This window comes from Arcobacter sp. L, assembly GCF_000284235.1.
Taxonomy (GTDB): domain Bacteria; phylum Campylobacterota; class Campylobacteria; order Campylobacterales; family Arcobacteraceae; genus Aliarcobacter; species Aliarcobacter defluvii.
Map to the genome: position 1 here is coordinate 1287047 of NC_017192.1, position 23938 is coordinate 1310984.

The window sequence follows — 23938 nt, forward strand, 5'->3', positions numbered from 1 at the left end:
TTGAATAATACTTTTTTAGCAATTGACATAGGTTCATCAACAATAACCGCAGTTATTGCAAAACATGATTTAGAAAATAATATAAATATATTAGGTACAGGAATTCAAAAAAGTAATGGTATTAATAAAGGTTTAATTATTAATATTGAAGAAGCTTCAAAAGCTATAAAAGATGCGGTTTCTATTGCAAAAAGAACTACAACAGAATTAGTTGATACAACAGTTGTATCTATTTCTGGAAGTTATTCAAAAAGTATTAGAAGTAGTGGTTCAGTTAATGTTCCAAATGGACTTATAACAGAAACTGAAATAAATCAAGTTATGCAAATGGCATTATACAATGCTACAATTGTTCCAGAATATGAAGTTGTTCATGTTGTTCCAATATTTTTTAAAGTTGATGATTCTGTTGAAGTTGATAATCCTTTAAATATGAACGGAAGTAGACTTGAAGTTTCTGTTTATATTGTAACAGCTAAAAGAACAGCTTTAACTAATATAAAATCAGCATTGAAAATTTCTGGAATAGAAGTAGTTAAATTTGTTTTAGATTCATATGCAGCAGCACTTGCAGTTTTAGATGATCAACAAAAAAAGTTTGGTGCAATAGTTATAAATCTAGGTTCAACAACAACAGAATTTGTCTATTTTAAAGGTAATTCTATAATTTTTAATGGATTTATTCCTGTTGGTTCAAATCATATTACGAATGATTTATCTGTTATGTTACATACTCCTCCAACAGCTGCTGAAAAGATAAAATTAGAATATGGATCACTTATTAGAAATTATTCTCCAAATAATGAATTAGGTGTTACAAAAGTAAAAATTCCTAGAATTGGTGATGAAGAGAGTATCTCAGAAGTTGCATTAGATTATATTCAAACAATTATTCATGCTCGTGTTGAAGAAGATTTGGTTTTAGTAAAAAATAAACTTAAAAAAAGTGGTTTATTAGATAATACAGGTTCTGGAATTGTAATAACAGGAGGAATGAGTTATCTTGATGGAATCAAAAAATTAACTGAAAAGATTTTTGAAGGTATACCAATAAGTGTTTCAAATCCTAAAAATATTAAAAATGGATTTATGAGTTTTGATGAAGCTAATATGGCTACAATTGTTGGATTGTTATTTTATGCTTTAGGAACAAATAGAAGTTATCAATTAGATTCAAGTAAAAAACTAATTAAACCTTTGAGAAAAGATAGAGTTGTTGAACCTAAAATTTCTGTTTCAAATGCAATTCCTTCTGAAAAACCTACAATGGAAACAAATAATAAAGAACATATTCAAATTAAAGACAATGGAGCGATTTTAACACCTCTAATAAAAGATAAGAAAAAAGGTGTTTCTAAGTTCTGGAGTAAAGTATCGGAGTGGTTTTAATGGAAAATTTATTTAGAGTTGATGATATAAAAGTAGATATGCCAAGTAAAGTTTTATCTGATAATGTAGCAAAAATTGCTGTTATTGGAGTTGGTGGTGGTGGTTGTAATATGATTAACCACATGATAAATGAAGGTTCTCATAAAATTGATTTAATTGCAGCAAATACTGATTTACAAGTGCTTCATATTTCAAAAGCTCCAAAAAAAATCCAACTAGGACTAAAACTTACTAAGGGTTTAGGTGCTGGTATGAAACCAGAAGTTGGACGAGATTCAGCAGTTGAAAGTTATGAAGAGATAAAAGGTTCTTTAAAAGGTGCTGATATTGTATTTATTGCTGCTGGACTTGGTGGAGGTACTGGAACAGGAGCTGCTGCAATTATTGCAAAAGCTGCTAAAGAAATAGGTGCATTAACTGTTTCTGTTGTAACAAAACCATTTACTTGGGAAGGTAAAAAAAGAGCAGGATTAGCAAATCTTGGACTTGAAGAACTAAAAAAAGTAAGTGATTCAATCATTATTGTTCCAAATGATAGATTATTAGAAATTATTGATGAAAATGTAGGTATGAAAGATGCTTTTAAAATAATTGATAATATTTTATATCAAGCTGTAAATGGTATGTCTGAAGTGATTTTAAATCCTGGAAATTCAGATATTAATACAGACTTTGCAGATGTTAAAACTATTATGCAACACAAAGGTATGGCTTTAATGGGAATAGGGCGAGCAAAAGGTGAAAATGCTGCTCAAAGAGCTTTAGAAGATGCTATTGATTCTCCATTACTTGATAAAGTTTCATTAAATGGTGCAAAAGGAATTTTAATTCATTTTAATATTCATCCACAAGTTTCATTATTTGCAATAAATGATGTTATGGGAACTATAAATGAAAGAATGGATTCAAATGCAGAGATTATTTTTGGTACAACTTCTGATAGTACTTTAGAAAAAGATGAAGTAAAAATCACTATTGTTGCAACAGGTTTTGAATCAAGAAATGAAGAAGTTGAAGAAACAGCAGAGGGAATAGAAGAAAATAGTAATCAAAGTGCAGTTATTGCTGATAGTGAAAATTATTTAGATATTCCACCTTTAATGAGAGATTATATTGTTCAATATCAATTAAATTAATGTTATATTAAAAAAAGGGGTTTAAATTTCAAAGTTTAAACTCCTTTTTTTTCTTTTTTAAATCTGAAAATCAACAGGTTTATTTTTATTTTCATCATCCCATTCAAAGATAAAACACATAGGAAGTTTATTATATTTATTTAGAATTTTTGCAGTTATTAATGCAGAAATAAATATTGAAATAATTGCAATAGCAGACGCAAAAGCTAATGTTGAAAGACCAGACAATCCTTGTCCTACTGTACATCCAATAGCCATAATTCCACCTGTTCCCATCAATGCTCCACCAATCATATTATATTTTACTTTATTAATATTTTTATTTGCAGTACATCCAAAACTATATTTTTTATTAAAAAATGACATAGTAAAAGTTCCTACTAAAACACCAATAACCATACAAATGCTAAATGTTACTTCATTTACTTGATAATATGTAAACAATTCTAAAGTTTTTGCTGTTGGATAGACAAAACTTATTCCTGTTAGTTCTATACTTCTTTCCATACTTTCTTGACCGATATAACCACTTACAAACCAAGCAGCACTTACAAGTAATCCTATTAAAATTCCATCTATTAAAGTAAATACTCTTTTTATTCTTTTATTTACTGTATAAAAAAGAATAACAAATAAAATAGCTAAAACTATATATATGTTCATTTGAGTATTCGTAATATATGAAGAAACATTTATTAAAAATTCATTATTAATAAATGGATTAAATATATCAAATAAAAGTCCTTTAGTTGTTGCATATGCAAAAATAGCTATAAAAATTAATGTGATTAATGCATTTGTATCACCTTGGGCATATTTAATCAAACTTCTACTACTACAACCATCAGCAATCATCATTCCACTACCAAATAACAATCCACCTAAAATTATTGCAAAATAGTTTATATTACTTTTAAAATAATTTGTTTGTGTTAAATCTAATTCAAAATACTTAGAGATAATTGTAGTTGAAATAATTGCAACAATCATTGCCATAATAACAGAAGCACCTCTTTTTGTAGATTTTATTAAAATATAATCTTTTATTGAACCACTAAAACAAAATTGATTTTTTTGGGCAATTATTCCAAAAAAGATTCCTATTATTAATCCTAAAATATTAACTATTTGATAAGTTTCTAATTCAAACATTTTATACCTCGTCCTCATCTTCTGCTTTCATATCCTCTAAATCTTTAAGGATATTTATAGCTTCTTCTTCTGTTAAAAGTTTTTTTTCAATATGAAGTAAAACTTCATCATAAAATTTTTTTACATCCAATATATAATCTAATTCAACTTTTAAATCTTTATCATCTTTATCTTTTGAAATTAATTTCTCTAATGCTTTTAGTTCAGCATCTACTTCTATTAAAACATCACTTTTTAAAATTTTTTCTAATTCATTAATTTTATTCATTTTCTATTCCTTTTATTTAGTATGATTATTAACTGTTGTTGGTATAGTATTTCCACTTGCCTGATATTTCAATGAATCAGGGTATTTTTTGTAGTGATTTCTTACAACTTGTGCTAATTCTTTTTTTGTATTTTCATCTATTAAGCCATTGTCATTTATAGTTTTAGTAATTTCTAATAAAAGTTTATCTTGTGGATTTGGAACTTTTTCTATCCAAGATTCTAAAAGTTTTTTATTTACAAATTTTGGAAGTGAGCCCATAATTCCTGTGTCATTTTCATTATGTACTAAAAGTCCTGAAGTTGTTCCTCTATCTAAAGTTAAAACTTGAAATAGATATAACGTGTGATAATCAAGTTGTTTTTTAATATCTTGAACACTAAATGTTTGTCTATTTAAAAAAGCATTTTTCAAAATCAAAATATATCTATCTATAATAATTTCACCAAAATTTAAAGCAAATGCAAAATCTTTTTCTTTATCTTGAGTTTTATAATTTTCTAAATAGAAGTGAGAAATTCCTCTGTGTCTATTTAATGCTGGAATAAAAAAGTATTTTTCACCTTGTTTTATACCTTCTTCAAAAGTCTCTTTTGAAGCTTCTTTTATAGCTTTTTCAAAAACTTTTTTATCTTCAATATTTTCAATACTTGGATTTAAATCAGCCATAATTCGCCAATAAGAGTTCCCATCTTTTAAAATAGTTAAACTAATATGAATATGAATAGATGGTAAGTTTGGATTTTTTGGATGAATTATGGTTGAAATAGCTGTTGCACTATCTAAACTTTTTGTTGAATCATCTTCATAATGAACTTGAGATACATTTACACTAGCTCTATTAAAAAATATCTCATCTCTTGCTTCAAATCTACTTCCACCACCAAAAGTTCCACCATTTCTTAGCCAAATAACTTCTTCAAATTTTTTATCTTCTCCAAATTTTTCACTTAAATCATTTAGTTTTTCTACAAATCTTGTTTGTAAACTTCTAACTAATTCATAAGCTTTTTTAGCATCTTGTGATTTAGCAAAAATCAAACTCATTTACAAATCTCCTTTAAACAATCTTCAAAATCTCCAAATATCATCTTTTGTATACTACAAGCAATCATTAAATTTATAGAATAATCAAAATCCTCAATAACTCTATTTTCTAAATCATAAGTTACATTATCTATAACTTTTTTTTCATCTTTTGAAAAACTATCTATATAATTTTGCTCTTTTTTCATATAACCATATACTTTTTTTCCTAATGCAGTTGCATAACCACATTCCCAAACTGTTCCACTATCTGCTTCTTTTCCTCTAAATGAGTTTAAATTTGCAATAACAATATCGCATTGATTTATCAAGTTTACATTAGCTTTAAAAATATCTTGTGCAATTTTTCTTTTTTCTTGATTGAAATCTACGATATTATCAAGTGGATATAAACCTTCAAAACCATAGTTTTTACAAAGTTGTACATACTTTTTACCTATCTCTATGGAATTACTTTCAAAAACATCAAATCCTGCTATATATATCTTTTTCATGGGCTAATTATATATAAATTTACTTATGAATAAGAAAGAAAATCTTACAATGATAAAAAAGCAAAGGAGCGAATATGAAAAATATTTTGAATTACATCAAAATTAATGAACTTATTTCAACTTCTGGTCAGCCAAAAATTGAAGAGTTTGATTTGATAAAAAATGAAGGTTTTGAAGTAGTAATTAATCTTGCTTTATGTAATGCTTCTAATGCTATTGAAAATGAAGATAAAGTAGTGACAAATCTTGGAATGAGTTATTTTCATATTCCTGTAGATTTTGAAAATCCAAAGCCAAGTGATTTAAAACTTTTTTTAAATACTATGCAAGCACTTGGAGCAAACAAAGTTTGGGTACATTGTGCGAAAAATTATAGAGTTAGTGCGTTTATGTATGTTTATCATAAATATATTTTAAAAACTCCATTTGAAGAGATTGATTTGTCAATATTTAATATTTGGAATCCAGATAAAACTTGGCAAGAACTTATGAAAATAAGTTTGGATGATTTGTACAAGGCATAAGACTAAATAACTTTCTTATGATAGTTTAGCTAGACTATCAGGCTTAAAAACTTTACAGTTGGGATTAATTTTGAAAATAGAGACAAAAGTAGAAAAATTTAATGAACCTTTATATTTAGAAAGTGGAAGACTATTAGAATCTTTTGAAATCATATATGAAACATATGGTGAACTAAATGAAGATAAATCAAATGTTATTGTTATTTGTCATCCATTATCTTTAAGTCATCATGCAGCTGGGCGTTATGCAGATGAAGTAAAACCTGGTTGGTGGGATAAATTTATAGGCGATGGAAAGGCTATTGATACAACAAAATATTTTGTAATTTGTTCAAATAATATTGGAAGTTCTTATGGTTCAACAAGTCCTATGAGTATTGACCCTTCAACAAAAAAAGAGTATAGATTAAAATTTCCAGTTATTACAATATCAGATATTGTAAAAGCTCAAATGAAACTATATAAAAAATTAGGAATTTCTAATGCTGTCGCAGTTGTTGGTGGAAGTTTAGGTGGAATGCAGGCACTTTGTTATGCTATTGAATATCCAAATTTTGCAAAAGAAATTATTGCAATGGCAACAACTGCATATACAAGACCTTGGGCTATAGCTTTTAATAAAATTGGAATGGAAGCTTTACGACATGACCCAATTTTTAAAAATGGAAATTATACTAAAGATGATTTAAAAGCTTTAGGACTTCCTGGTCTTGCTATTGGAAGAATGGCAGGATTAATCTGTTATTTAAGTCCAACTTTATTTAATAATAAATTTGGAAGAGAATATTCTGCAACTGATGGATTATATGAACTTTTTGGAAGATTTGAAGTAGAAAAATATTTGGAATATAACGCATATAGTTTTCCAAAGTATTTTGATCCACTTTCATATTTGTATACTTGTAAAACAATGAATATTTTTGATGCAGGAAGAAACAAAGATAAACTTGAAGATTCGTTTGATAAGATTCAATCAAATTTGCATTTGATTGCTTTTAGTGATGATATGTTGTTTTTTCCAGAAGAAATGGAAGAAATACGAGATATTATGATAAAACTTGGACATGAAAAACAAGTAACATATAAATTGATACAAAGCCAATCAGGACATGATTCTTTTTTAGTTGAAGTTGAAAAATTTGAAAATTATGTGAAAGAAATTTTAAAAGATAAATAGTTTTTATTATTTCCCAGATGAAAGTATAGCTTTATGAATATAATAGTTTATACGATAAATATGAATACTTACTCTATTTATCCATCTAATAGCTTCTAATCTATCAGAACCATCTGGCACATCAAGTTCGCCTGTTGCGATTTTATTTGCAATATCTTCTCTGTATTGTTGTCTTATCTTTTCAATATCTTTAGTTAGTTCTTCACTATTTTTTATTAGTTGGTTCCAATTATTTGTTTTTTGAACTAAAATGGTACTTAAAATATTTGTATGAAATTGATTTAATATATCTTTTAGTTCAATTATATTTTTTGCACAAATAATTCTATCTTCTTCCTCTTCACATCTTTCATGTAATCTTTGAAGATGGTCTATTGCATGAATTAAATCAACTAAATAAGCCCAATCAGGACTGTCTTTTTGTTTAATATGAATTTTGTCTAAAAATTTATGAGTAATATTTAATATATTTTGAACTTCTTTTATATCCATTCTTTGATATTTTGATTCTTTATTTAATATGAATTCTATATGTTTTAAAATAGTAATATACTCTTTAATGATACTTTGTAGTGTAGCATTTAATGCAAGTTTGGGTTCTTTTAAAAATTCTTCATTTAAATTGTTAATAGAATTATTTGAATTTTCTTTTATTAATTTTTTTATGAAATTTGCAAAAATATTTGTAAATGGTAGAATAAGTAATACACTTATAATATTGTATGAACTATGAAATACAACTACAGCAATTTGAGCATTTTCTAAAATAAATTCGGGTTTTATATAATTTAGAATTGAAATAAAAGGTGTAATAAACAAAAAAGCAAATATAGCACTAATAAAGTTATATATTACATGAGAAAATCCTGTCCTTTTTGCATTGATATTTGCTCCAATTGTCGCCATTGCAGCTGTAACAGTTGTACCTACATCCATACCAATAATTAAAGCTAAAGCTTGTTCAAAATTTACTGCACCACCATAAAGTAGAGTTAAAGTCATAGCAATTCCAGCACTAGAAGCTTGAGTAATCATAGTAATACCAATACCAATAGCAATTAGTAAAAGTCTTCCTCCAAAAGAATCATTAGGTAAAAGATCAGGAGTTAAGATATTTTCAAATCCTGAAACAGCTTCTTGCATTGTGCTAATACCTACAAAAATAAGTCCAAAACCAGCTAGTGTAAAACCAGCAGAAGCAACATTTTCTTTTGCGAAAAGTTTTAAAATTGCGCCTAAAAATATAAAAGGTAAAACAAAAGTTTCAAGATTAAATTTAAATCCAAAGATAGCAACTAACCAACCTGTAAAAGTACTTCCTATATTTGCACCAAAAATAATACCTAAAGATTGGGAAAAACTAATAATTCCAGCACCTACAAAACCAACAGCAGCAACTGTTGTAGCACTTGAAGATTGTAATAAAGTAGTCATAATAGCACCACTTAAAGCACCACTATAAGGACTTTTTGTAAAGTGTAACATGGCATTTCTCAATGTATCACCTGCAAGTGATTGTAAACCTTTTGTCATGATTATTAAACCAATCAAAAATATACCAAGCCCTCCTAGTAGAGTAACAATAACAAGTATTTTTGAAAAATCTATCATGTAAACACCAATGTTTTTTTTAGTTTACATATTTTTTTATTAATTATAGATATAATAGACTCTTATATAAATAATAATGAGGATATTGTATGAATGAAGAGATTAGTTTTGAAGAAAAAGTTTTAAAAGCAAAAGAACTTTTAGAAAAATTATCAAATCCACAAATTACATTAAGTGATTCTATAAAACTTTATAAAACAGGAATAAAAGAACTAGAAGAAGCTCAAAAGCTTCTTGATGAAGCTAAGCTTATCTTCTCTGTTGAAAATAAAAATTAATCTGATTATTTTAAAGAATAATCAGATAATTTTACAAATTTGAAACCTTTTTCTTTTAATTTTTCAATAACTCTAATAATTCCTTCTCTTGTATGAGATTCAGGATGATTAAAATGAATTATTCCAATTTCTCCACCTTTTACATTTGCAAAAGCTTCTTCAATTTGCTTTGCACTATAAGTTGCTCCTGCATCACCTAAAACTGAAAATCCTATAACTTCTTGTTTTAAATTATTTGCAATTTTTACAGCAATTTCATCATAATATGCAGTTCCTGAACGGAAATATTTTGGTCTTTTATTTGTTAGTTCTTCAATCTTTCTTGCATTTAATTCAATCTCATCAACAAGTTCTGAAATATTGGCTGTTCCACTGATGCCATAAATAGATTTTCCATTTACAGAAGCTGGTTTATGTAAATATCCATGATTTCCTATTTCAAATAGTGGATTTGAAGCTAAATGCTTAAAATTTTCCATATTTCTATCTATCCATCTTCCATTTATAAATAAAGTAGCAGGGATTTTTTCCTTTTCTAAATAAGCTATTAGATGATTATCATAACCCATTCCACTTTCTGTTCCGCAAGCATCCATTGTAAGTGCAATTACTTTATCTTTTGTTTTTAACTTTGTTTTAACCCCTGTTACATTTTCTCCCCATTGTTTAGGGTTTTTATTCTGATATTTTTTTTCTATGGACTGTTTTAATTTTTCATAATCATTTGAAGAATTAATAGAAGCCGAATTAGCACTTAAAGCTAAAAGACATAGAGTTAAAAAAATAGAAGATTTTTTCATTTGTTACCTTTTATTGATTTTTCATTACACAATTATAGATTATTAATACTTGATTTTAGTCATAGTAATTTAATTATAATTTGCTATTATTATAAAACAATATAAAAATAATAATCTTATGTAATATAGTAAGGAATAAATAATGCAAAATGAATTTAATGAATATTTTAATAGACAAATAAAACTTTGGGGAGAAGAAGTTCAAAATTCTTTACAAAATAAAAAAATAGCAATTATTGGAAGTGGAGGATTAGGATGTACTTTAGGGATTGCGCTTGGAGCATCTGGAATTGGAGAGTTTACATTTGTAGATTTTGATACTGTTGGAGTTCATAATATTCATCGACAAATAGGTTTTAAAGTTGGTGATGATGGAAAATATAAAGCAGATGTTTTAAAAGAACTTATAGAATCAAGATGTCCTTATGTTAAAGTAAATGCTTATAAAGAAACTTTTGATGAATTTACAAAAAGAGATTTAACTTTTGATTTGATTATTGATGCAACAGATAATCTTCCAACAAGAGCTTCAATAAATAAATATTGTATAGAACATAATCAACCTTGGATTTATGGGAGTGTTGAAGAATTTCATGGTCAAGTTTGTTTTTTTGAAAAAGCTTCGTATGAAGCAGTTTTTCAAATAAATGATAGAAAACCAAATGGAATAGCTTGTCCAATTGTTATGCATATTGGTTCCCTTCAAGCAAATTTGGCTTTAAGATATTTAGCTGGTTTAGAAGTAAAAAAAGATGTTTTATATTATCTATCATTTGATAATGAAGGTATTTTAGATACAAAAAAGTTTAATCTTCCTTCTGCTTAAAAATTTATAAGCTTAATTATTTGTTATTTAAAAGTTCAAGTTTTAATATATAATATAAAAATAATTTCTTATATTATATGTAAAACTTGTAACTACAAAATTGTAATACATAACCGAATCTTAAGCCCCTTTTCGATACACTATCCAAATTTTATAAAATAAATATGGGGAATTTTTTATGCCAAAAAGAGAAGATATAAAGTCTATTTTACTTATTGGTTCTGGACCAATTGTTATTGGTCAAGCGTGTGAATTTGATTATTCAGGTACTCAAGCTACTAAAACGCTAAAAGAACTAGGATACAGAGTTGTTTTAATAAATTCAAATCCAGCTACTATTATGACTGATCCTGAGTTCGCTGACAAAACATATATTGAACCAATTACAGAAGAAGTTGTTGCAAAAATTATTGAAAGAGAAAATATTGATGCTATTTTACCAACTATGGGTGGACAAACAGCACTTAATGTTGCAACTTCAATGTACGAAAAGGGAATGTTAGAAGGTGTTAAGTTTTTAGGTGCTCATCCTGATTCTATTAAAAAAGGTGAAGATAGACATCTTTTTAATGAAGCCATGAAAAAAATTGGTATGGATTTACCTAAAAGTGCTAATGCTTATAATCTTGAAGAAGCAATTAAAGTTGCAAAAGAGATTGGATTTCCAGTAATTTCAAGAGCTTCTTTTACCCTTGCTGGTGGAGGTTCAGGTGTTGCATATAATATGGAAGAGTTTAAAAAATTAGCAGCATCTGGATTAGAAGCAAGTCCTATTAGTGAAATCGAAATTATGGAATCTATGCTTGGATGGAAAGAATATGAAATGGAAGTTATCAGAGATAATAAAGATAACTGTATTATTGTATGTTCTATTGAAAACTTAGACCCAATGGGTGTTCATACAGGAGATTCTATTACTATTGCACCTGCTCTTACTCTTACAGATAAAGAGTATCAAGATATGAGAAATGCATCTTTTGCAATTTTAAGAGAAATTGGTGTTGATACAGGTGGTTCAAATGTACAATTTTCAATTGATCCAAAAACAGGAAGAATGATTGTAATTGAGATGAATCCAAGGGTTTCGAGATCTTCTGCACTTGCATCAAAAGCAACAGGTTATCCTATTGCAAAAGTTGCAACACTTTTAGCTGTTGGATTTACACTTGATGAAATTACGAACGATATAACTGGAACAGCAGCTTCATTTGAACCTGTAATTGATTATATTGTTACAAAAATTCCTAGATTTACTTTTGAAAAATTCCCTAAAGCTGATTCAACTTTAACAACTTCTATGAAATCTGTTGGTGAAGTTATGGCAATTGGTAGAACTTTTAATGAATCAATTCAAAAAGCACTTTGTTCAATGGAAACTGGACTTATTGGATTTGATAGAATTTTAGATAAAGATTTAGATTTCATCAAAAAAGAGATTCGAAGACCAAATGATAAAAGACTTTTATACCTAATGGAAGGTATGAGACAAGGTTTATCAAATGAAGACATCTTTGAATTATCAAAAATTGATCCTTGGTTCTTAACTAAATTTAGAGAAATTCATGATTTAGAAAAATCTATTGATTCATCAATTTTAACAAATGCAGATTTTATGAGAAAAATCAAATCTAATGGATTTAGTGATAAAATGATTGGTAAATTGATTGGTAAATCAGAAGAAGATATTTATACTGCTAGAAAATCTTTAGATGTTGATTTTGAGTACAATGAAGTTGATACTTGTGCTGCTGAGTTTAAAGCTTTAACACCATATTTATACTCAACTACAAACGTAACAAAACTTCCAAAAATAGATAAAACTGAATCAACTGATAAAAAAGTTATGATTATTGGTGGTGGACCAAATAGAATTGGTCAAGGTATTGAATTTGACTATTGTTGTGTTCACGCTTCATTTGCTTTAAATGAAATGGGTGTAAAAACTATAATGTATAACTGTAACCCAGAAACAGTTTCAACAGATTATGATACATCTGATATTTTATATTTTGAACCAATTGATTTTGAACATGTACGAAGTGTTGTTGAGAAAGAAAATCCAGATGGTGTTATTGTTCATTTTGGTGGGCAAACTCCATTAAAACTTGCAAATGCTTTAACAAAAGCAGGAGCAAAAATCATCGGAACAACTGCTGAAGTTATTGATTTAGCAGAAGATAGAAAAAAATTCTCAGCATTTGTTGAAAATATTGGATTATTACAACCTGATAATGGAACAGCCGTTGAAGTAACTGAAGCAATAGAAATTGCTGAAAAAATTGGATATCCTGTTCTAGTTCGTCCTTCATTTGTACTTGGTGGAAGAGGTATGAGAATTGTTTATTCAACTGATGAATTAAAACAATATATGGATGAAGCAGTTTCTGTTTCAAATGATGCACCAGTATTAATTGATAAATTCCTTGATAGAGCAATTGAACTTGATGTTGATTGCATAAGTGATGGAAAAGAAGTTTATATTGGTGGGATTATGCAACATATTGAAGAAGCTGGTATTCACTCAGGTGACTCTGCTTGTTCATTACCTCCTGTTTCTATTAGTGATGAATTAATCAAAGAATTAGAGACTAAAACAAAAGAGATGGCTTTAGGTCTTGGTGTGGTGGGACTTATGAATACTCAATACGCAATTCATAAAGGACAAATTTACTTAATTGAAGTAAATCCAAGAGCTTCAAGAACAGTTCCATTTGTATCTAAAGCAACAGGAATGCCACTTGCTAAAGTTGCAACTAGAGTTATGTGGGGTGAAACTTTAAGAGATGCACTTTCTATTTATGATAAAAAAATTGTATTTGAAGATAATAATGTTTTAAAACCAAAATTAAAAAATCATGTTGCAGTTAAAGAAGCTGTTTTCCCATTTAATAAATTAAATGGTGCTGATTTACTTTTAAGCCCTGAAATGAAATCAACAGGTGAAGTTATGGGTATCTCAGATAACTTTGGTATGGCATTTGCAAAATCTCAAAGTGCAGCAAAAAATAATCTTCCAAAAGAAGGGAAAGTATTTATTTCATTATGTGATTTAGATAAAGAGTTTGCTCCAAGTATCGCAAAAGGTTTAACTGAAAATGGATTTACAATAGTTGCAACTGGTGGAACTTATAAAATTATTGCTGAATCAGGGATAGCTTGCGAAAATGTATTAAAAGTAAGTGAAGGTAGACCAAATATTACAGATTTACTTACAAATGGTGATATAGCAATGGCTATTAATACAAGTGAAGCTAAAGAATCATCGAAAGATGATGGAAAAGAAATTAGAAGGGCAGTTTTAAGAATGAATGTACCATATTTTACAACTGTAGCTGCTGCGAATGCAGCTGTTGAAGCAATAAAAGTTTTAAAAACAAATGATGTTTCAACACCAAAATCAATTCAAGAATTTTTAAACGATTAAAATGAATCAGAATCTGATTTATTTAGTTCAAACAGATACAACAGTAGGTTTCTCATCATCAAGTGATGAGAAGCTTTCTTCTTTAAAACAAAGACCAATTACCAAAAAAATTTTAAATACGGTAGATTCTTTTTCAACATTAAATAAAAATACTAGAATTCCAAAGAATTTTAGAAAAAAAGTTAGAAATAGCAAAAAAACAACATTTATTTATCCTAATGGTATGTCATTTCGTGTTGTAGAAAAAAGTTCTAAATTTTACGATTTTATACATAAATTTGGTGTTTTATATTCAACATCAGCAAATAAAACTGGTAAAAATTTTGATAAAAATTTTGCTATACTCAATACAGAAGTAATAGTAGAGGATAATAGAGGTTTTTATGAAACTAAAGCTTCAACAATTATAAAACTAGCTAAAAAATCATATAAAAAATTACGATAAAATCATTATTTAATAGTTACTTTTAAGCAAAAATAAACTCAAACTAAATTATAATTTCAATCTTCATTTTTTGACCCTGTCGTCTAGTGGCCAAGGACGTCTGGATTTCCTCCAGAACACGCAAGTTCGAATCTTGCTGGGGTCGCCATTTAAAAAGCCCATAAAATAGGCTTTTATTTGAAGAAATGATTTTATACTTTTCATTTTTATAAAAAAGGTGTCTTTTTAGGTGTCCTTATAAAATAGAAAAATAAATATTTTGCTAAAAATAAAGTAGCTTTTGAATTATGAATAAAATTACTATTAATTTTAAAATTAACCATTAATTATAGAATTAATATCCACCCAATTTACAAACTAATTCCCCTTAATTATGAAATTAATACCTACTCAATTTTTTAATTTATACCCATTCATTGTAAAATTAATGGTATTCTAAAAATGATATGATTAATTGGGTATCTATAGATTCTTGTATTCCTACAAATACATAGTATTAATACTTTAATACAAAAAAGAAGTAATACTACAGTTGTAGTATTTTTTATTTAAAAAGAAAAATTAGAATTAGACAAAAGGTAAAAACCTTTTGTTAGAAAGAGTTAGTAATTATTTAATTATTGTATTAAATAAAATGAAGACAATTAAATTTAGAAATATTAGACTTTGTACTTTTAAAAAATTGAAAAAAACTTTTGCATTTTCTGTTTTATTTTTCTGTATGAATTTATAAATTATTGTTACTAATAAAATCCAACATAATCCAATTAATAAGTTTTTAGTTAATAGCGTCAAAATAAGGGGTATTAGAACGCTATTTAATATAGCTTTATATTCAGCTTCATTAAAAATAGAAAACTCATTTATAACCATTTTAAACATCTTTAAATCCTTTTAATATTAAAATCTATTTATGAATATAACTTTTGACATTTATGTACTTATTTTTGTACTTTTTATTGTTCTTATATATCTATTTAGAAAACATCCTTTAATAAAAAAAATTACTGATATAATCAGTTAATTTTTTATTGCAGTTATTATCACACTAGATGTAAAAGTAGCACTTAAACTATGTGATTCAATTTTCTCAGATGTAATTGGCAAAATACTAAGTATTTGATATCCTTCTTTGATTAAAAAGTTTCCTTGCTTTTCAATTTCTTTTGCAAGAGCTTCTCCATCAACAATAGTTTTTATATTTGCCCTGTCATTACTTAACCAAGATGCAGTTTTTCCACCATCTTCTAAACTAGCTGTTTTAATATGTACTGTTTTTAACATCTTCAATCCTTTTTAATTAATTTCTCAAGCTCTTTAATATGAGTTTCTTTTCCCAGTTCAATCAGTTTATATAAAAGAGCATTAAAAGTTCTCACTCCTAAGCTTTTTTTATACTGTTCCAGTTCTTGTTTATATCTAGGTGTAAATTTTAATCCTATTCTTTCAGTTTTTTCTTCTTCTGTACCTTTTATAATTTTTTTTCTTTTATTAAGAAAATTAGCTTTTTTATCTTGATCGTTAAATGTATTAAATTCTATATTATCAAGTTCATCAAAATCTATTCCTATCATCCTATAGCTCCAACTCTTTTTTTACTGTATTTAAAAATGGAATATAATTATTTTGCACAAAATTACCAAACCAATTTTCATAAATTTTATCTGTTTCTACTAAATGTTTTATAGATTTTCCTGTTTCTAATGTATGATTAAAAGCTTTTGTTAAAGGTAGATTAAAATACTCTATTCCAGGATATTTTTTATCAAGATTATCTTTTATTGTATTTGCATCTTTATTTTCTGTTTTTGTAGTTACAATAATAACCTTTTTTGCTAATGGTAAAATTTGTTTTAATGTATCTCTTGTTTGTATCAGCGAAGATAGATCATTAAAAACTGGAACTATAACTATATTAACTTGTTGCACAATATTTAGAATACCAGGAGCAGAAAAACCTCCACAATCATATAAGCTATTTTCAATTAATTCTAATTGATTTGTTAATATTGTTTTATCTTTATAACAAGCAATAAGTGCTGATTTGTCATTTGTTATGATATTCATACCTAAATCATAAGCTAAGTTAAATGATATAGGTGTTTTACCTACACTTCCTTTTGAGTTAATTATAAGTGCTGTTTTTTTCAAGTAATATCCTTTAAAAATAAATTTATTAAAGTAATTATTACTTAATAAATATTAAGTGTAACTTACAATATATATATTTTTAATAAAATATATATATTTTAATTTATTAGAATGTATTATTTAATAAATATATGTATATTTTATTAAAAATACATTATATTGATTGATAAATATTAAGCTAAAAATACAGATATTAAAAAAGAGTAATTTGTGAGTCATTTATTTTATAAAATAGGAAAAAATTTTTAAGGAGAATAAATTGAAAAAAAATATATTTTTATCCACATTAATTTTAAGCTCAATGAGTTTATTCTTTGCTGGATGTGATGATGATAATACAAAATTTGAATTATCAAATATAATAGATAAAACTTATTTGTTAAATAAACAAAATGGCGAATTATTTTATATAGATAATAAAACAATGTACAAGGTAGTTACAGAGACAGAAACAAAAAATAAAATAGGTGAAATATTAAATTTAGAAGATACCATCAATTATACAAAAATATTTATGAAATCAAAAGTTTATAATGATAGTTTGTATTATAAGATAGATTTACAATATGTTCCTTTGATTGCAGAAGTAAATGACGAATCAAATCCTTCTAAGAAAGTTAAAAATGATGTTTCAAAAATTAATTTTGAAGAATGGAAAAAAATAATTACTAATTATGATAAAACTTATAATTTAACTTTAGTCTTTTTAGATCAAGATAATTTTACTGTAACTACAAAAACAATCTTTCTAAAAAATTTAACTGTTAATTTTAAAGATGGTATTAGTTATGAAGGTAGTTTTGTAATTGATAAATCGATTGCAACAAAAATAAATAAATTACATTACTATTATTATCTTCCAGATTTTAGCTCTATAAATTAGAAATACATATAAAAAACGAAATATACATATAAATTAAAAAATATATGTATATTTTAATTTATATACATTATTTTGAAATTATTGGAAGAACTCCATCTTGAATAAGTTTTTGTTTTATGTAATATGCTTTAGAACCTTTCTGAGTTCCATCACTTGTTCCAAAACAAAATTGACTAAAGTCTCTAGAATTTATATTTTTTTCAATAAAATAGATATCTTTTACATAATCTTGTACGGTTGTATCAAAATATAAATCTAAGATAGCAGGTATTTTTTTATGAGTGAATTTTGTTAATTCTTTCATTGTCTGAATAGTAGAAATTTTTTTATTGAAAGTAACAATAAAAAAATTTTTTAGGAGAGGATTATTTATATTATCTGTATTTATTTGGATATTTTCTTTTTTATTATCTTCTGTAAAAAGTCCATTTTCAATAAGAAATTGTTTTATTTTGTAAGCATTAGTTCCTTCTCTATCTCCTTTTGTTTTTCCTGCTAGTAGATTATTTAAAGTATCAAGATCAAAACCATTTTGTTCACAAAAAGTTTTTAAATTTATGCCAAGATTTTTTTTTATTAATTCTTTTGTATTGTTTATCATCTTGATAGTTTATTAAAAAATCTTTTAAAATTAAATTATCTGTAAGTAATACTTAATAATTATTAAGCAATAATTGTAGATAATTTATTACAAAGGAAAAACGTGAAGAAATTATCTGTAAGTATTCTTTTAGCTTCAACTTTATTATTTGGAGAGGACAATTCTAATCATGAGCTAGCAGAATTTTTTGAAGGACTTGAAAAAGTTATGCCAAGTACTGCATCTGTTGTAAAAGATTATTTTGCAATAAAAACTTGTAAAAAAAATTTTTATGAAACAGTTGATATTAATGAAATAAAATTATTTGTATCTTCAAATCCAACTTTTACTTTTTTGATGGCATTACATACTTTAGAAGATGAAAAAATAAATGATATTAATCAAAGTAAATACAGACAAATACTTAATGATTATTTATTTATGAATTGTGGAGAAGGTAATATTTTTAATAAAAAAGAAATTTTTATTGAGAATAGTTCTAATGAAATTTTAGATAAAGAAAAACAAATTGTTCATTTCAGTTAAATGAAATGAACATAAATTTGAAGAGAGGAAATTATGGAATATTATTTTTGGGTTTATCAATTCTTTTCTATTATCATTGCTACTTATTTGTACTTAATTCTTAAGGAAGATGGTTTAACAGAATTAAAATTTTATACAGTTTGTTTTTTTATTTTTTTATTTGTCATTAATATTTATCTTATTAGTTCAAAATTTATAGAGATAAATAACTTTTTATATGAAAAAATTAATAACAAAAAGGATAACTGTTTCGAATATCTTGAATGTAAAAAATATTTTGAAGATATTATAAAAGATGAAAAAATAACTCAATTTGAAGAAATTAATTTTAGTCGTATTTTGAATGAATTAAATGAAAATAGAAATTTAAATCTTTTAAAACAAGAAGAGGAAGTAAATAAAAATGAAACTAAAAAAGATTTAGGTATTAGATAGAAGTTAATGGTGAAAGATAAAAATAAATTTAGAAATGAAGAAATGAAAAATATAATTTTTAGCCTCATTTTAACTGGTTGGATATTAGGTGGTTATCTAAGTTTAATAACTGAAAATGAATATATTCCTGCAATTATTGTTTTTAGTTTTAATGTAGTAGCTCTTATTATTTATTTAAAAAAATCACTATAAAAGGTGTAAAAATGAAAAATAAAACTATTATAAAAGTATATAAATTTATACTTGATGTAATTGTTGAGATTGTAAATATTTTTATTAATGTAGCTGGTATAGTTTCTTTAATAACAGTTATTCTCTTAGGAAATGTCTATGAATGGGATTTTCAAAAAATTTTTTATGATTTGTCTTTGCTTAAGAATGTAGAATTAAGAGAAATTTTTTTACTGTTATTCTTTTCTACGCTTTTCATTTTAGGTTTTATAAAAGTCATATTAAAAACTTTAAAAGAGTTTTAAAATGGAAATAACTTTAAATCTATCCCTAATACCAATCTTTTTATATGCAATAGTTATTGTTATGGTAATACATATTAGATATAAATATTGGAAATAATTAATGGCAACAAGACAAGCTAACGCAAGGAAAATGACAAATCAAAGAATTAAAAAAACAAAAGAAAAGATATTTAGCTGCATAAAAGGAATGTTTGCATTTGAATATCAAGATTCAAAAGGTAATTGGCTTATTTCTAAAATTGCAAAAGATTCAGGAACAAGTAGAACCAGTGTATATAAGTATATTAATATGAAAGCTTAAAATGGAACAAAAATATTTAGATCTAATAATTTACTTATCAATTATGTTTCCTTCAAATTTAATATTAATCTATTTTTTCAATAGAAAATGAATTTTATTAAATTTCTTATACTTTTTGGGCTTCAAATACAAGTTTTCGCAACTCAATGTATTGTTCCAGGAATTCTTTTAGAAACAATAAAAATTACAGAAAATGAAACATTATATCCATTTTATATAAGAACTAATGATAATGAAAAATTAAATAAATTCAATGAAATAATTAAATATTTTAATCATAAAAAGACAGAAGATACTATGGTAGTTGATTGTATTAATTCTGATAATTGTACAAAATTGGCAACAGCTCTTATAAAAGAAAATATAACAAATCTTGATTTAGGATTATTTCAAATTAATTATAAAAGTTTTAAGTATCAAATTCATAGTTATTTTGATGAAGAATTGGCACATCTTACAGCGTGTGAAGTAATAGAAGAAAAAATTAGAATTACGAAAAATTGGAGTTGGGAAACATTAGCTACTTATCATTCTCTAACACCTAAACTTAACAAAATCTACAAAGAAAAATTAATTAAAAACTATATAAAACTTCTTAACAAATAAATATTTAAACTTTTTGCAGATACTTAAAATATATAAATTAAATAATTTACAAATAAAAATAATTTATTGTAAGTATTACTTAATATTTATTAAGTTATATTTACATAAATTTATAAAAAGGATAATTATGAAAAAAATTGTATTTTTGGTAGTGATTTTTGGTCTTGCAGGTGTTGCATTTGCAGGAACTGGTGATGCGTACGGTGCAAAACCAATATTCGACAAGGTTGATGCTGCTTTAGGTGATACATATATTGGTGCTTTATTGGCAATGGGATTTTTATGGAAAGCCTATGGAATATATAAAGAAACTGGTGATTCAAATAAAGCTCTACCTCAAGGAGCTTTAGGTTTAGGTATTGGTTCATTAACTGCATTAGCTTCTGGTATTTCTGGTGCTTTAATGATATGAAAAATAATGATTACATATATATTCATAAACACATTAAAAACGTGTTTATGATAGGAAATTATGAATTAGAAGAAGTTTTAATACTTTTGGCAAGTGTAATTTTTGTTTATGTTTTTCAGGAACAGTTAAAATTAGGATTAATGGGATTAATTATTTATTTAGGTTATCAAGGAATGTTATGGTTGCATGAATTAAAAGCAACAAAAGTTAGATCTTTTAAACATCATTTGGCCTATAAATATGGATTTAAAAATTCACAAAATTTTCCAAAAAGTTATATAAACGAATTTACAGGAAATTAAAATGGATAATCAAACTTACGATAACGATATAGATGAAAATAGATATAAATATAACAAAGTGGTTTTAATAAATATAATTCAATCATTTGTATTAGTCGTATTTGCAGGAGCAATTGTATTTTTTTCAATGAACCAAAAAATCATTTTAAAATCTCCTTATGCTACAACAAATAAAGATGAAGTAATTTCAGGAGGTATAGAAGATATAGAAAGATTAAATCAATTTAGTTGGTATATAAGTAATCTAACTCAAAATATAACTTATTCAAATGCAAATGAACAATTACAAATGCTTTTACCACTTTTAGAAAGTCAGAACTTTGATGAAGTCAAAAAAAATCTAAAATTAGAAGCTCTCTATATTATTAGAAATAAAATCACACAAATTTTTTATGTTAGTAATGTTGATATTGATCAAAATAATAAAATCATCAAAGTTAAAGGTGTGAGAGAAAGAAGAGTATCTGGTGAAACTTTAAAAAATGGTAATAATGATTATGAAACTGTTGTTTTAACAATTGAATATATTGTTAAGTATGGAACATATTTTAGAATAAAAAATTTAGGATTGGAGAAAACAAAATGAGAAAATTTGTATTAATTTTATTTAGTTTTTTAATTACATTAAATGCAGCAGATACTATAAATTATTATGGTGATATTGTAAATATAAAGTTAAGTAAGGATAGTTGGAATAGGATTATTTTTGATAGTGAAGTAAATGCAGAACCAATTTTTTCTAAAGAAAAAAATATTGAAATCTCAAAAGCTAATAATTCAATTTTCATAAAATATAAACCAATGTTAAAAGTTGAAGTTTCTGATAAACAAGAACAAATATTAGATATTGATTATACAAATGCAAAAAAAACTGAATTATTTGTTTCTACGAAAAATGGAACTTATAGTTTTACAATTGAACCAATTCAAAGTGAAGCAAAAACTTATTTAATTCAGAATATTCAAAATAAAAATGAAAATCTTTTAAAATTTGAAATGAATGAGCCTAGAAAAGTATTTAAAGATATTTCAAAAGAAGTACTTTTAAATGAAGAAATTGAAAATTATGAAAAAATAAAATTAGCTAAAGAAGCAACAATTTTAGATAATTTGATAATTGTTCCAACATATATTTTTAAAGGAAAAATTTATTCAGCTCATTTATTTAATATAACAGCAAGAGAAGATGTTCAAAATATAAATGAAAAAATCTTTTTAAATTTGTCATTGATGAATAAAAGAGCAATAGTTGTTAAAGAAAAAAAACTTTTTAAAAATAGCTCAACCCAACTTTTAATTATAGTAGGGAATTGAGATGGATAAATATTTAAAACTTAAACAAATTAGCTTTAAGATAGGAATACCTTTAATAATTTTGGCTGTTTTAATTTTTGTTATAAGTGCTGGTATGGAAACTAAACAAAATCCCCAAATAAATAATAATCTTAATTTAAGTTTATTTAAAGAAGATGAATTAGTCGCTACAAGATATACAGATTCTATAGAAGATAAATTAAATCTTGCTGTTTCTAGTCAAGATAATATTAAATCTGAAAATGAAAAGATGAAAAAAGAAATAGAATCATTGAAACAGTATATAAATAAAAAAGAAGAAAATAATCCATTAAAAAAAGATAATTTATATAGTAGTTTTCCCGATACAAATCCTAAAATTCCAGATTTGATAAATACTGATATCCCTAATAACTTTACTCAAAGAATAAGCCCTGATTTAAAGCAAACTAAAATACTTTATAAAGTAATGGATCAAACTGATATTAACAAAACACCAGCAATTGATCCAAATTTTGGGAAAGTTGAAAAAAAAACTGATGAAAGCTTAAATACTGAAAAGCTTTATATTCCTACAACATCTATTTCAAAAGGAGCATTACTTCATGGATTAAATGCTCCAACTTCAATGAGCAAACCAATGCCAACAGTTGTAATGATAAAAGATGTTGCTTTTTTACCCAATCGAAAAAAATTCAATATAAAAGAATGTAATCTCCTCGTTGAAGGTTATGGACAATTAAGTGATGAAAGGGCTTATTTTAAATTTACTAAATTTGTATGCATCAATGAAGATGGCAAAAAAATTTATGACACTAAAGCAAGTGGATATCTAACTTCACTTACAGATAATAAACAAGGATTACCTGGACATGTTGTATCTAAACAAGATGCTATGTTAGGAAGAATGTTTCTAGCAGGAGTTTTTGAAGGTGCTTCTGAAATGTTTAAAAATACAGGTCAAACACAAATAGAATCTCCATTAGGAATAACAACTTCTCAATCAACTGATACCAAAGATATTGCAAATAATATGATTGGAGGAGGATTAGGAACTGCAAGTGAAAGTGCAAAAGAACTTTATCTGGAAAAAGCAAGAAATATATCTGAAACTGTTGAGATATTAGCACAAGAAGTTGGTTTAGTATTTACTGATGGATTAGTGCTTGAGCCAATAGATTTTGAAAAGCAGAAAAAGGAAAAGGAATGAAAAAAGTAGTTAAATTGATTTTTCTTGGAATAGTCATAATAGGCTTTAATGGTTGCTTTTTAACTCCGTATGACAACGAATTTAAATGCCAGCCAGGAATAATTGGTAAATGTACATCTTCAATTGTAGATACATATAAAGAAACAATAAAAGATATTGATAAGGAATAAAT

31 protein-coding genes and 1 tRNA gene are annotated in these 23938 nt (G+C 25.7%); 22 read left to right on the forward strand and 10 right to left on the reverse strand.

The window, feature by feature from the left end; all coding sequences use genetic code 11:
* Both ftsA and ftsZ read left to right on the forward strand, forming a co-directional pair.
* Complete coding sequence (gene ftsA, locus ABLL_RS06425; protein WP_014473971.1) at window positions 1-1389, forward strand: cell division protein FtsA; 1389 nt, start codon at window positions 1-3, stop codon at window positions 1387-1389.
* Window positions 1389-2525: a cell division protein FtsZ gene (ftsZ, locus tag ABLL_RS06430; protein ID WP_014473972.1), complete on the forward strand. Its 1137-nt coding sequence runs from the start codon at window positions 1389-1391 to the stop codon at window positions 2523-2525. The genes ftsA and ftsZ overlap by 1 nt, the downstream gene beginning before the upstream one ends.
* A gap of 57 nt (window positions 2526-2582) precedes the next feature.
* On the opposite strand, the gene ABLL_RS06435 is transcribed toward ftsZ, so the two are convergent.
* Genes ABLL_RS06435 through ABLL_RS06450 form a run of 4 tightly spaced genes read right to left on the reverse strand, consistent with a single transcriptional unit; the run spans window position 2583 to window position 5486 of the window.
* The gene (locus ABLL_RS06435; protein ID WP_014473973.1) at window positions 2583-3677 is read right to left on the reverse strand and encodes a YeeE/YedE family protein; all 1095 of its coding nucleotides are present in this window, start codon (window positions 3675-3677) and stop codon (window positions 2583-2585) included.
* Window position 3678: 1 nt separating this feature from the next.
* Window positions 3679-3945: a hypothetical protein gene (locus tag ABLL_RS06440; protein ID WP_014473974.1), complete on the reverse strand. Its 267-nt coding sequence runs from the start codon at window positions 3943-3945 to the stop codon at window positions 3679-3681.
* Between the two features lie 12 nt (window positions 3946-3957).
* On the reverse strand, window positions 3958-4992 hold the full coding sequence (locus ABLL_RS06445; protein ID WP_014473975.1) for a coproporphyrinogen III oxidase: 1035 nt from the start codon (window positions 4990-4992) through the stop codon (window positions 3958-3960).
* A complete protein-coding gene (locus ABLL_RS06450) occupies window positions 4989-5486 on the reverse strand; it encodes a nucleoside 2-deoxyribosyltransferase (RefSeq protein ID WP_014473976.1) in 498 nt (165 codons plus the stop codon). Before ABLL_RS06450 ends, ABLL_RS06445 begins: the two co-directional genes overlap by 4 nt.
* Window positions 5487-5560: 74 nt before the next feature.
* Between ABLL_RS06450 and ABLL_RS06455 the strand changes: the two genes are divergently transcribed.
* Both ABLL_RS06455 and ABLL_RS06460 read left to right on the forward strand, forming a co-directional pair.
* Window positions 5561-6010: a protein tyrosine phosphatase family protein gene (locus ABLL_RS06455; RefSeq protein ID WP_014473977.1), complete on the forward strand. Its 450-nt coding sequence runs from the start codon at window positions 5561-5563 to the stop codon at window positions 6008-6010.
* Window positions 6011-6080: 70 nt separating this feature from the next.
* Window positions 6081-7187, forward strand: a complete 1107-nt coding sequence (locus ABLL_RS06460; protein WP_014473978.1) for a homoserine O-acetyltransferase — start codon at window positions 6081-6083, stop codon at window positions 7185-7187.
* 6 nt (window positions 7188-7193) lie between these two features.
* Here the strand turns inward: ABLL_RS06460 and ABLL_RS06465 are convergent, their stop codons facing one another.
* The gene (locus tag ABLL_RS06465) at window positions 7194-8798 is read right to left on the reverse strand and encodes a Na/Pi cotransporter family protein (protein ID WP_014473979.1); all 1605 of its coding nucleotides are present in this window, start codon (window positions 8796-8798) and stop codon (window positions 7194-7196) included.
* An 89-nt stretch (window positions 8799-8887) separates the two neighbouring features.
* Between ABLL_RS06465 and xseB the strand changes: the two genes are divergently transcribed.
* Window positions 8888-9076: an exodeoxyribonuclease VII small subunit gene (gene xseB / locus ABLL_RS06470; protein WP_014473980.1), complete on the forward strand. Its 189-nt coding sequence runs from the start codon at window positions 8888-8890 to the stop codon at window positions 9074-9076.
* 5 nt (window positions 9077-9081) lie between these two features.
* Here the strand turns inward: xseB and ABLL_RS06475 are convergent, their stop codons facing one another.
* Entirely contained in the window at window positions 9082-9876 is a 795-nt protein-coding gene (locus ABLL_RS06475; RefSeq protein WP_014473981.1) for a polysaccharide deacetylase family protein, read from the reverse strand.
* A gap of 142 nt (window positions 9877-10018) precedes the next feature.
* Between ABLL_RS06475 and ABLL_RS06480 the strand changes: the two genes are divergently transcribed.
* The 4 genes from ABLL_RS06480 (at window position 10019) to ABLL_RS06495 (ending at window position 14719) form a co-directional block, all read left to right on the forward strand.
* A complete protein-coding gene (locus ABLL_RS06480) occupies window positions 10019-10702 on the forward strand; it encodes a ThiF family adenylyltransferase (RefSeq protein WP_014473982.1) in 684 nt (227 codons plus the stop codon).
* Between the two features lie 178 nt (window positions 10703-10880).
* Window positions 10881-14126, forward strand: a complete 3246-nt coding sequence (gene carB, locus ABLL_RS06485) for a carbamoyl-phosphate synthase large subunit (RefSeq protein WP_014473983.1) — start codon at window positions 10881-10883, stop codon at window positions 14124-14126.
* A 1-nt stretch (window position 14127) separates the two neighbouring features.
* Window positions 14128-14571: a hypothetical protein gene (locus tag ABLL_RS06490; RefSeq protein WP_014473984.1), complete on the forward strand. Its 444-nt coding sequence runs from the start codon at window positions 14128-14130 to the stop codon at window positions 14569-14571.
* Between the two features lie 72 nt (window positions 14572-14643).
* Window positions 14644-14719, forward strand: a tRNA-Glu gene (locus ABLL_RS06495).
* Window positions 14720-15591: 872 nt separating this feature from the next.
* On the opposite strand, the gene ABLL_RS06505 is transcribed toward ABLL_RS06495, so the two are convergent.
* The 3 genes from ABLL_RS06505 to ABLL_RS06515 are packed head-to-tail and all read right to left on the reverse strand — an operon-like array spanning window position 15592 to window position 16722.
* A complete protein-coding gene (locus ABLL_RS06505; RefSeq protein WP_014473986.1) occupies window positions 15592-15855 on the reverse strand; it encodes a hypothetical protein in 264 nt (87 codons plus the stop codon).
* 2 nt (window positions 15856-15857) lie between these two features.
* On the reverse strand, window positions 15858-16145 hold the full coding sequence (locus ABLL_RS06510) for a hypothetical protein (RefSeq protein WP_014473987.1): 288 nt from the start codon (window positions 16143-16145) through the stop codon (window positions 15858-15860).
* Between the two features lies 1 nt (window position 16146).
* Window positions 16147-16722, reverse strand: coding sequence for a hypothetical protein (locus ABLL_RS06515; protein ID WP_014473988.1), 576 nt, complete (start codon window positions 16720-16722; stop codon window positions 16147-16149).
* Window positions 16723-16981: 259 nt separating this feature from the next.
* On the opposite strand from ABLL_RS06515, the gene ABLL_RS06520 reads away from it, so the two are divergent.
* Window positions 16982-17605, forward strand: coding sequence for a hypothetical protein (locus ABLL_RS06520; RefSeq protein ID WP_014473989.1), 624 nt, complete (start codon window positions 16982-16984; stop codon window positions 17603-17605).
* 67 nt (window positions 17606-17672) lie between these two features.
* On the opposite strand, the gene ABLL_RS06525 is transcribed toward ABLL_RS06520, so the two are convergent.
* Entirely contained in the window at window positions 17673-18206 is a 534-nt protein-coding gene (locus ABLL_RS06525; RefSeq protein WP_014473990.1) for a hypothetical protein, read from the reverse strand.
* 102 nt (window positions 18207-18308) lie between these two features.
* Between ABLL_RS06525 and ABLL_RS06530 the strand changes: the two genes are divergently transcribed.
* The 12 genes from ABLL_RS06530 to ABLL_RS15040 all read left to right on the forward strand — a co-directional run bounded on the left by ABLL_RS06530 (window position 18309) and on the right by ABLL_RS15040 (window position 23936).
* Entirely contained in the window at window positions 18309-18731 is a 423-nt protein-coding gene (locus tag ABLL_RS06530) for a hypothetical protein (protein WP_014473991.1), read from the forward strand.
* Between the two features lie 33 nt (window positions 18732-18764).
* Entirely contained in the window at window positions 18765-19166 is a 402-nt protein-coding gene (locus tag ABLL_RS06535; protein ID WP_014473992.1) for a hypothetical protein, read from the forward strand.
* Window positions 19167-19175: 9 nt separating this feature from the next.
* Complete coding sequence (locus ABLL_RS06540) at window positions 19176-19358, forward strand: hypothetical protein (protein ID WP_148268894.1); 183 nt, start codon at window positions 19176-19178, stop codon at window positions 19356-19358.
* 11 nt (window positions 19359-19369) lie between these two features.
* Entirely contained in the window at window positions 19370-19642 is a 273-nt protein-coding gene (locus tag ABLL_RS06545) for a hypothetical protein (protein WP_014473994.1), read from the forward strand.
* Window positions 19643-19742: 100 nt separating this feature from the next.
* Entirely contained in the window at window positions 19743-19943 is a 201-nt protein-coding gene (locus ABLL_RS06550) for a hypothetical protein (protein ID WP_014473995.1), read from the forward strand.
* A gap of 87 nt (window positions 19944-20030) precedes the next feature.
* Window positions 20031-20549 carry a hypothetical protein gene (locus ABLL_RS06555; RefSeq protein WP_014473996.1) on the forward strand — a complete coding sequence of 173 codons (519 nt, stop codon included), beginning with the start codon at window positions 20031-20033 and terminating at the stop codon, window positions 20547-20549.
* 127 nt (window positions 20550-20676) lie between these two features.
* Window positions 20677-20961 carry a hypothetical protein gene (locus ABLL_RS06560; RefSeq protein WP_014473997.1) on the forward strand — a complete coding sequence of 95 codons (285 nt, stop codon included), beginning with the start codon at window positions 20677-20679 and terminating at the stop codon, window positions 20959-20961.
* A gap of 47 nt (window positions 20962-21008) precedes the next feature.
* Window positions 21009-21263, forward strand: a complete 255-nt coding sequence (locus tag ABLL_RS06565; protein WP_014473998.1) for a hypothetical protein — start codon at window positions 21009-21011, stop codon at window positions 21261-21263.
* Window position 21264: 1 nt separating this feature from the next.
* On the forward strand, window positions 21265-21849 hold the full coding sequence (locus tag ABLL_RS06570; RefSeq protein WP_014473999.1) for a TraE/TraK family type IV conjugative transfer system protein: 585 nt from the start codon (window positions 21265-21267) through the stop codon (window positions 21847-21849).
* The gene (locus ABLL_RS06575; RefSeq protein WP_014474000.1) at window positions 21846-22577 is read left to right on the forward strand and encodes a type-F conjugative transfer system secretin TraK; all 732 of its coding nucleotides are present in this window, start codon (window positions 21846-21848) and stop codon (window positions 22575-22577) included. The genes ABLL_RS06570 and ABLL_RS06575 overlap by 4 nt, the downstream gene beginning before the upstream one ends.
* Before the next feature lies 1 nt (window position 22578).
* On the forward strand, window positions 22579-23766 hold the full coding sequence (locus tag ABLL_RS06580) for a TrbI/VirB10 family protein (protein ID WP_014474001.1): 1188 nt from the start codon (window positions 22579-22581) through the stop codon (window positions 23764-23766).
* The gene (locus tag ABLL_RS15040) at window positions 23763-23936 is read left to right on the forward strand and encodes a hypothetical protein (RefSeq protein ID WP_014474002.1); all 174 of its coding nucleotides are present in this window, start codon (window positions 23763-23765) and stop codon (window positions 23934-23936) included. Before ABLL_RS06580 ends, ABLL_RS15040 begins: the two co-directional genes overlap by 4 nt.
* Window positions 23937-23938: the final 2 nt, after the last annotated feature.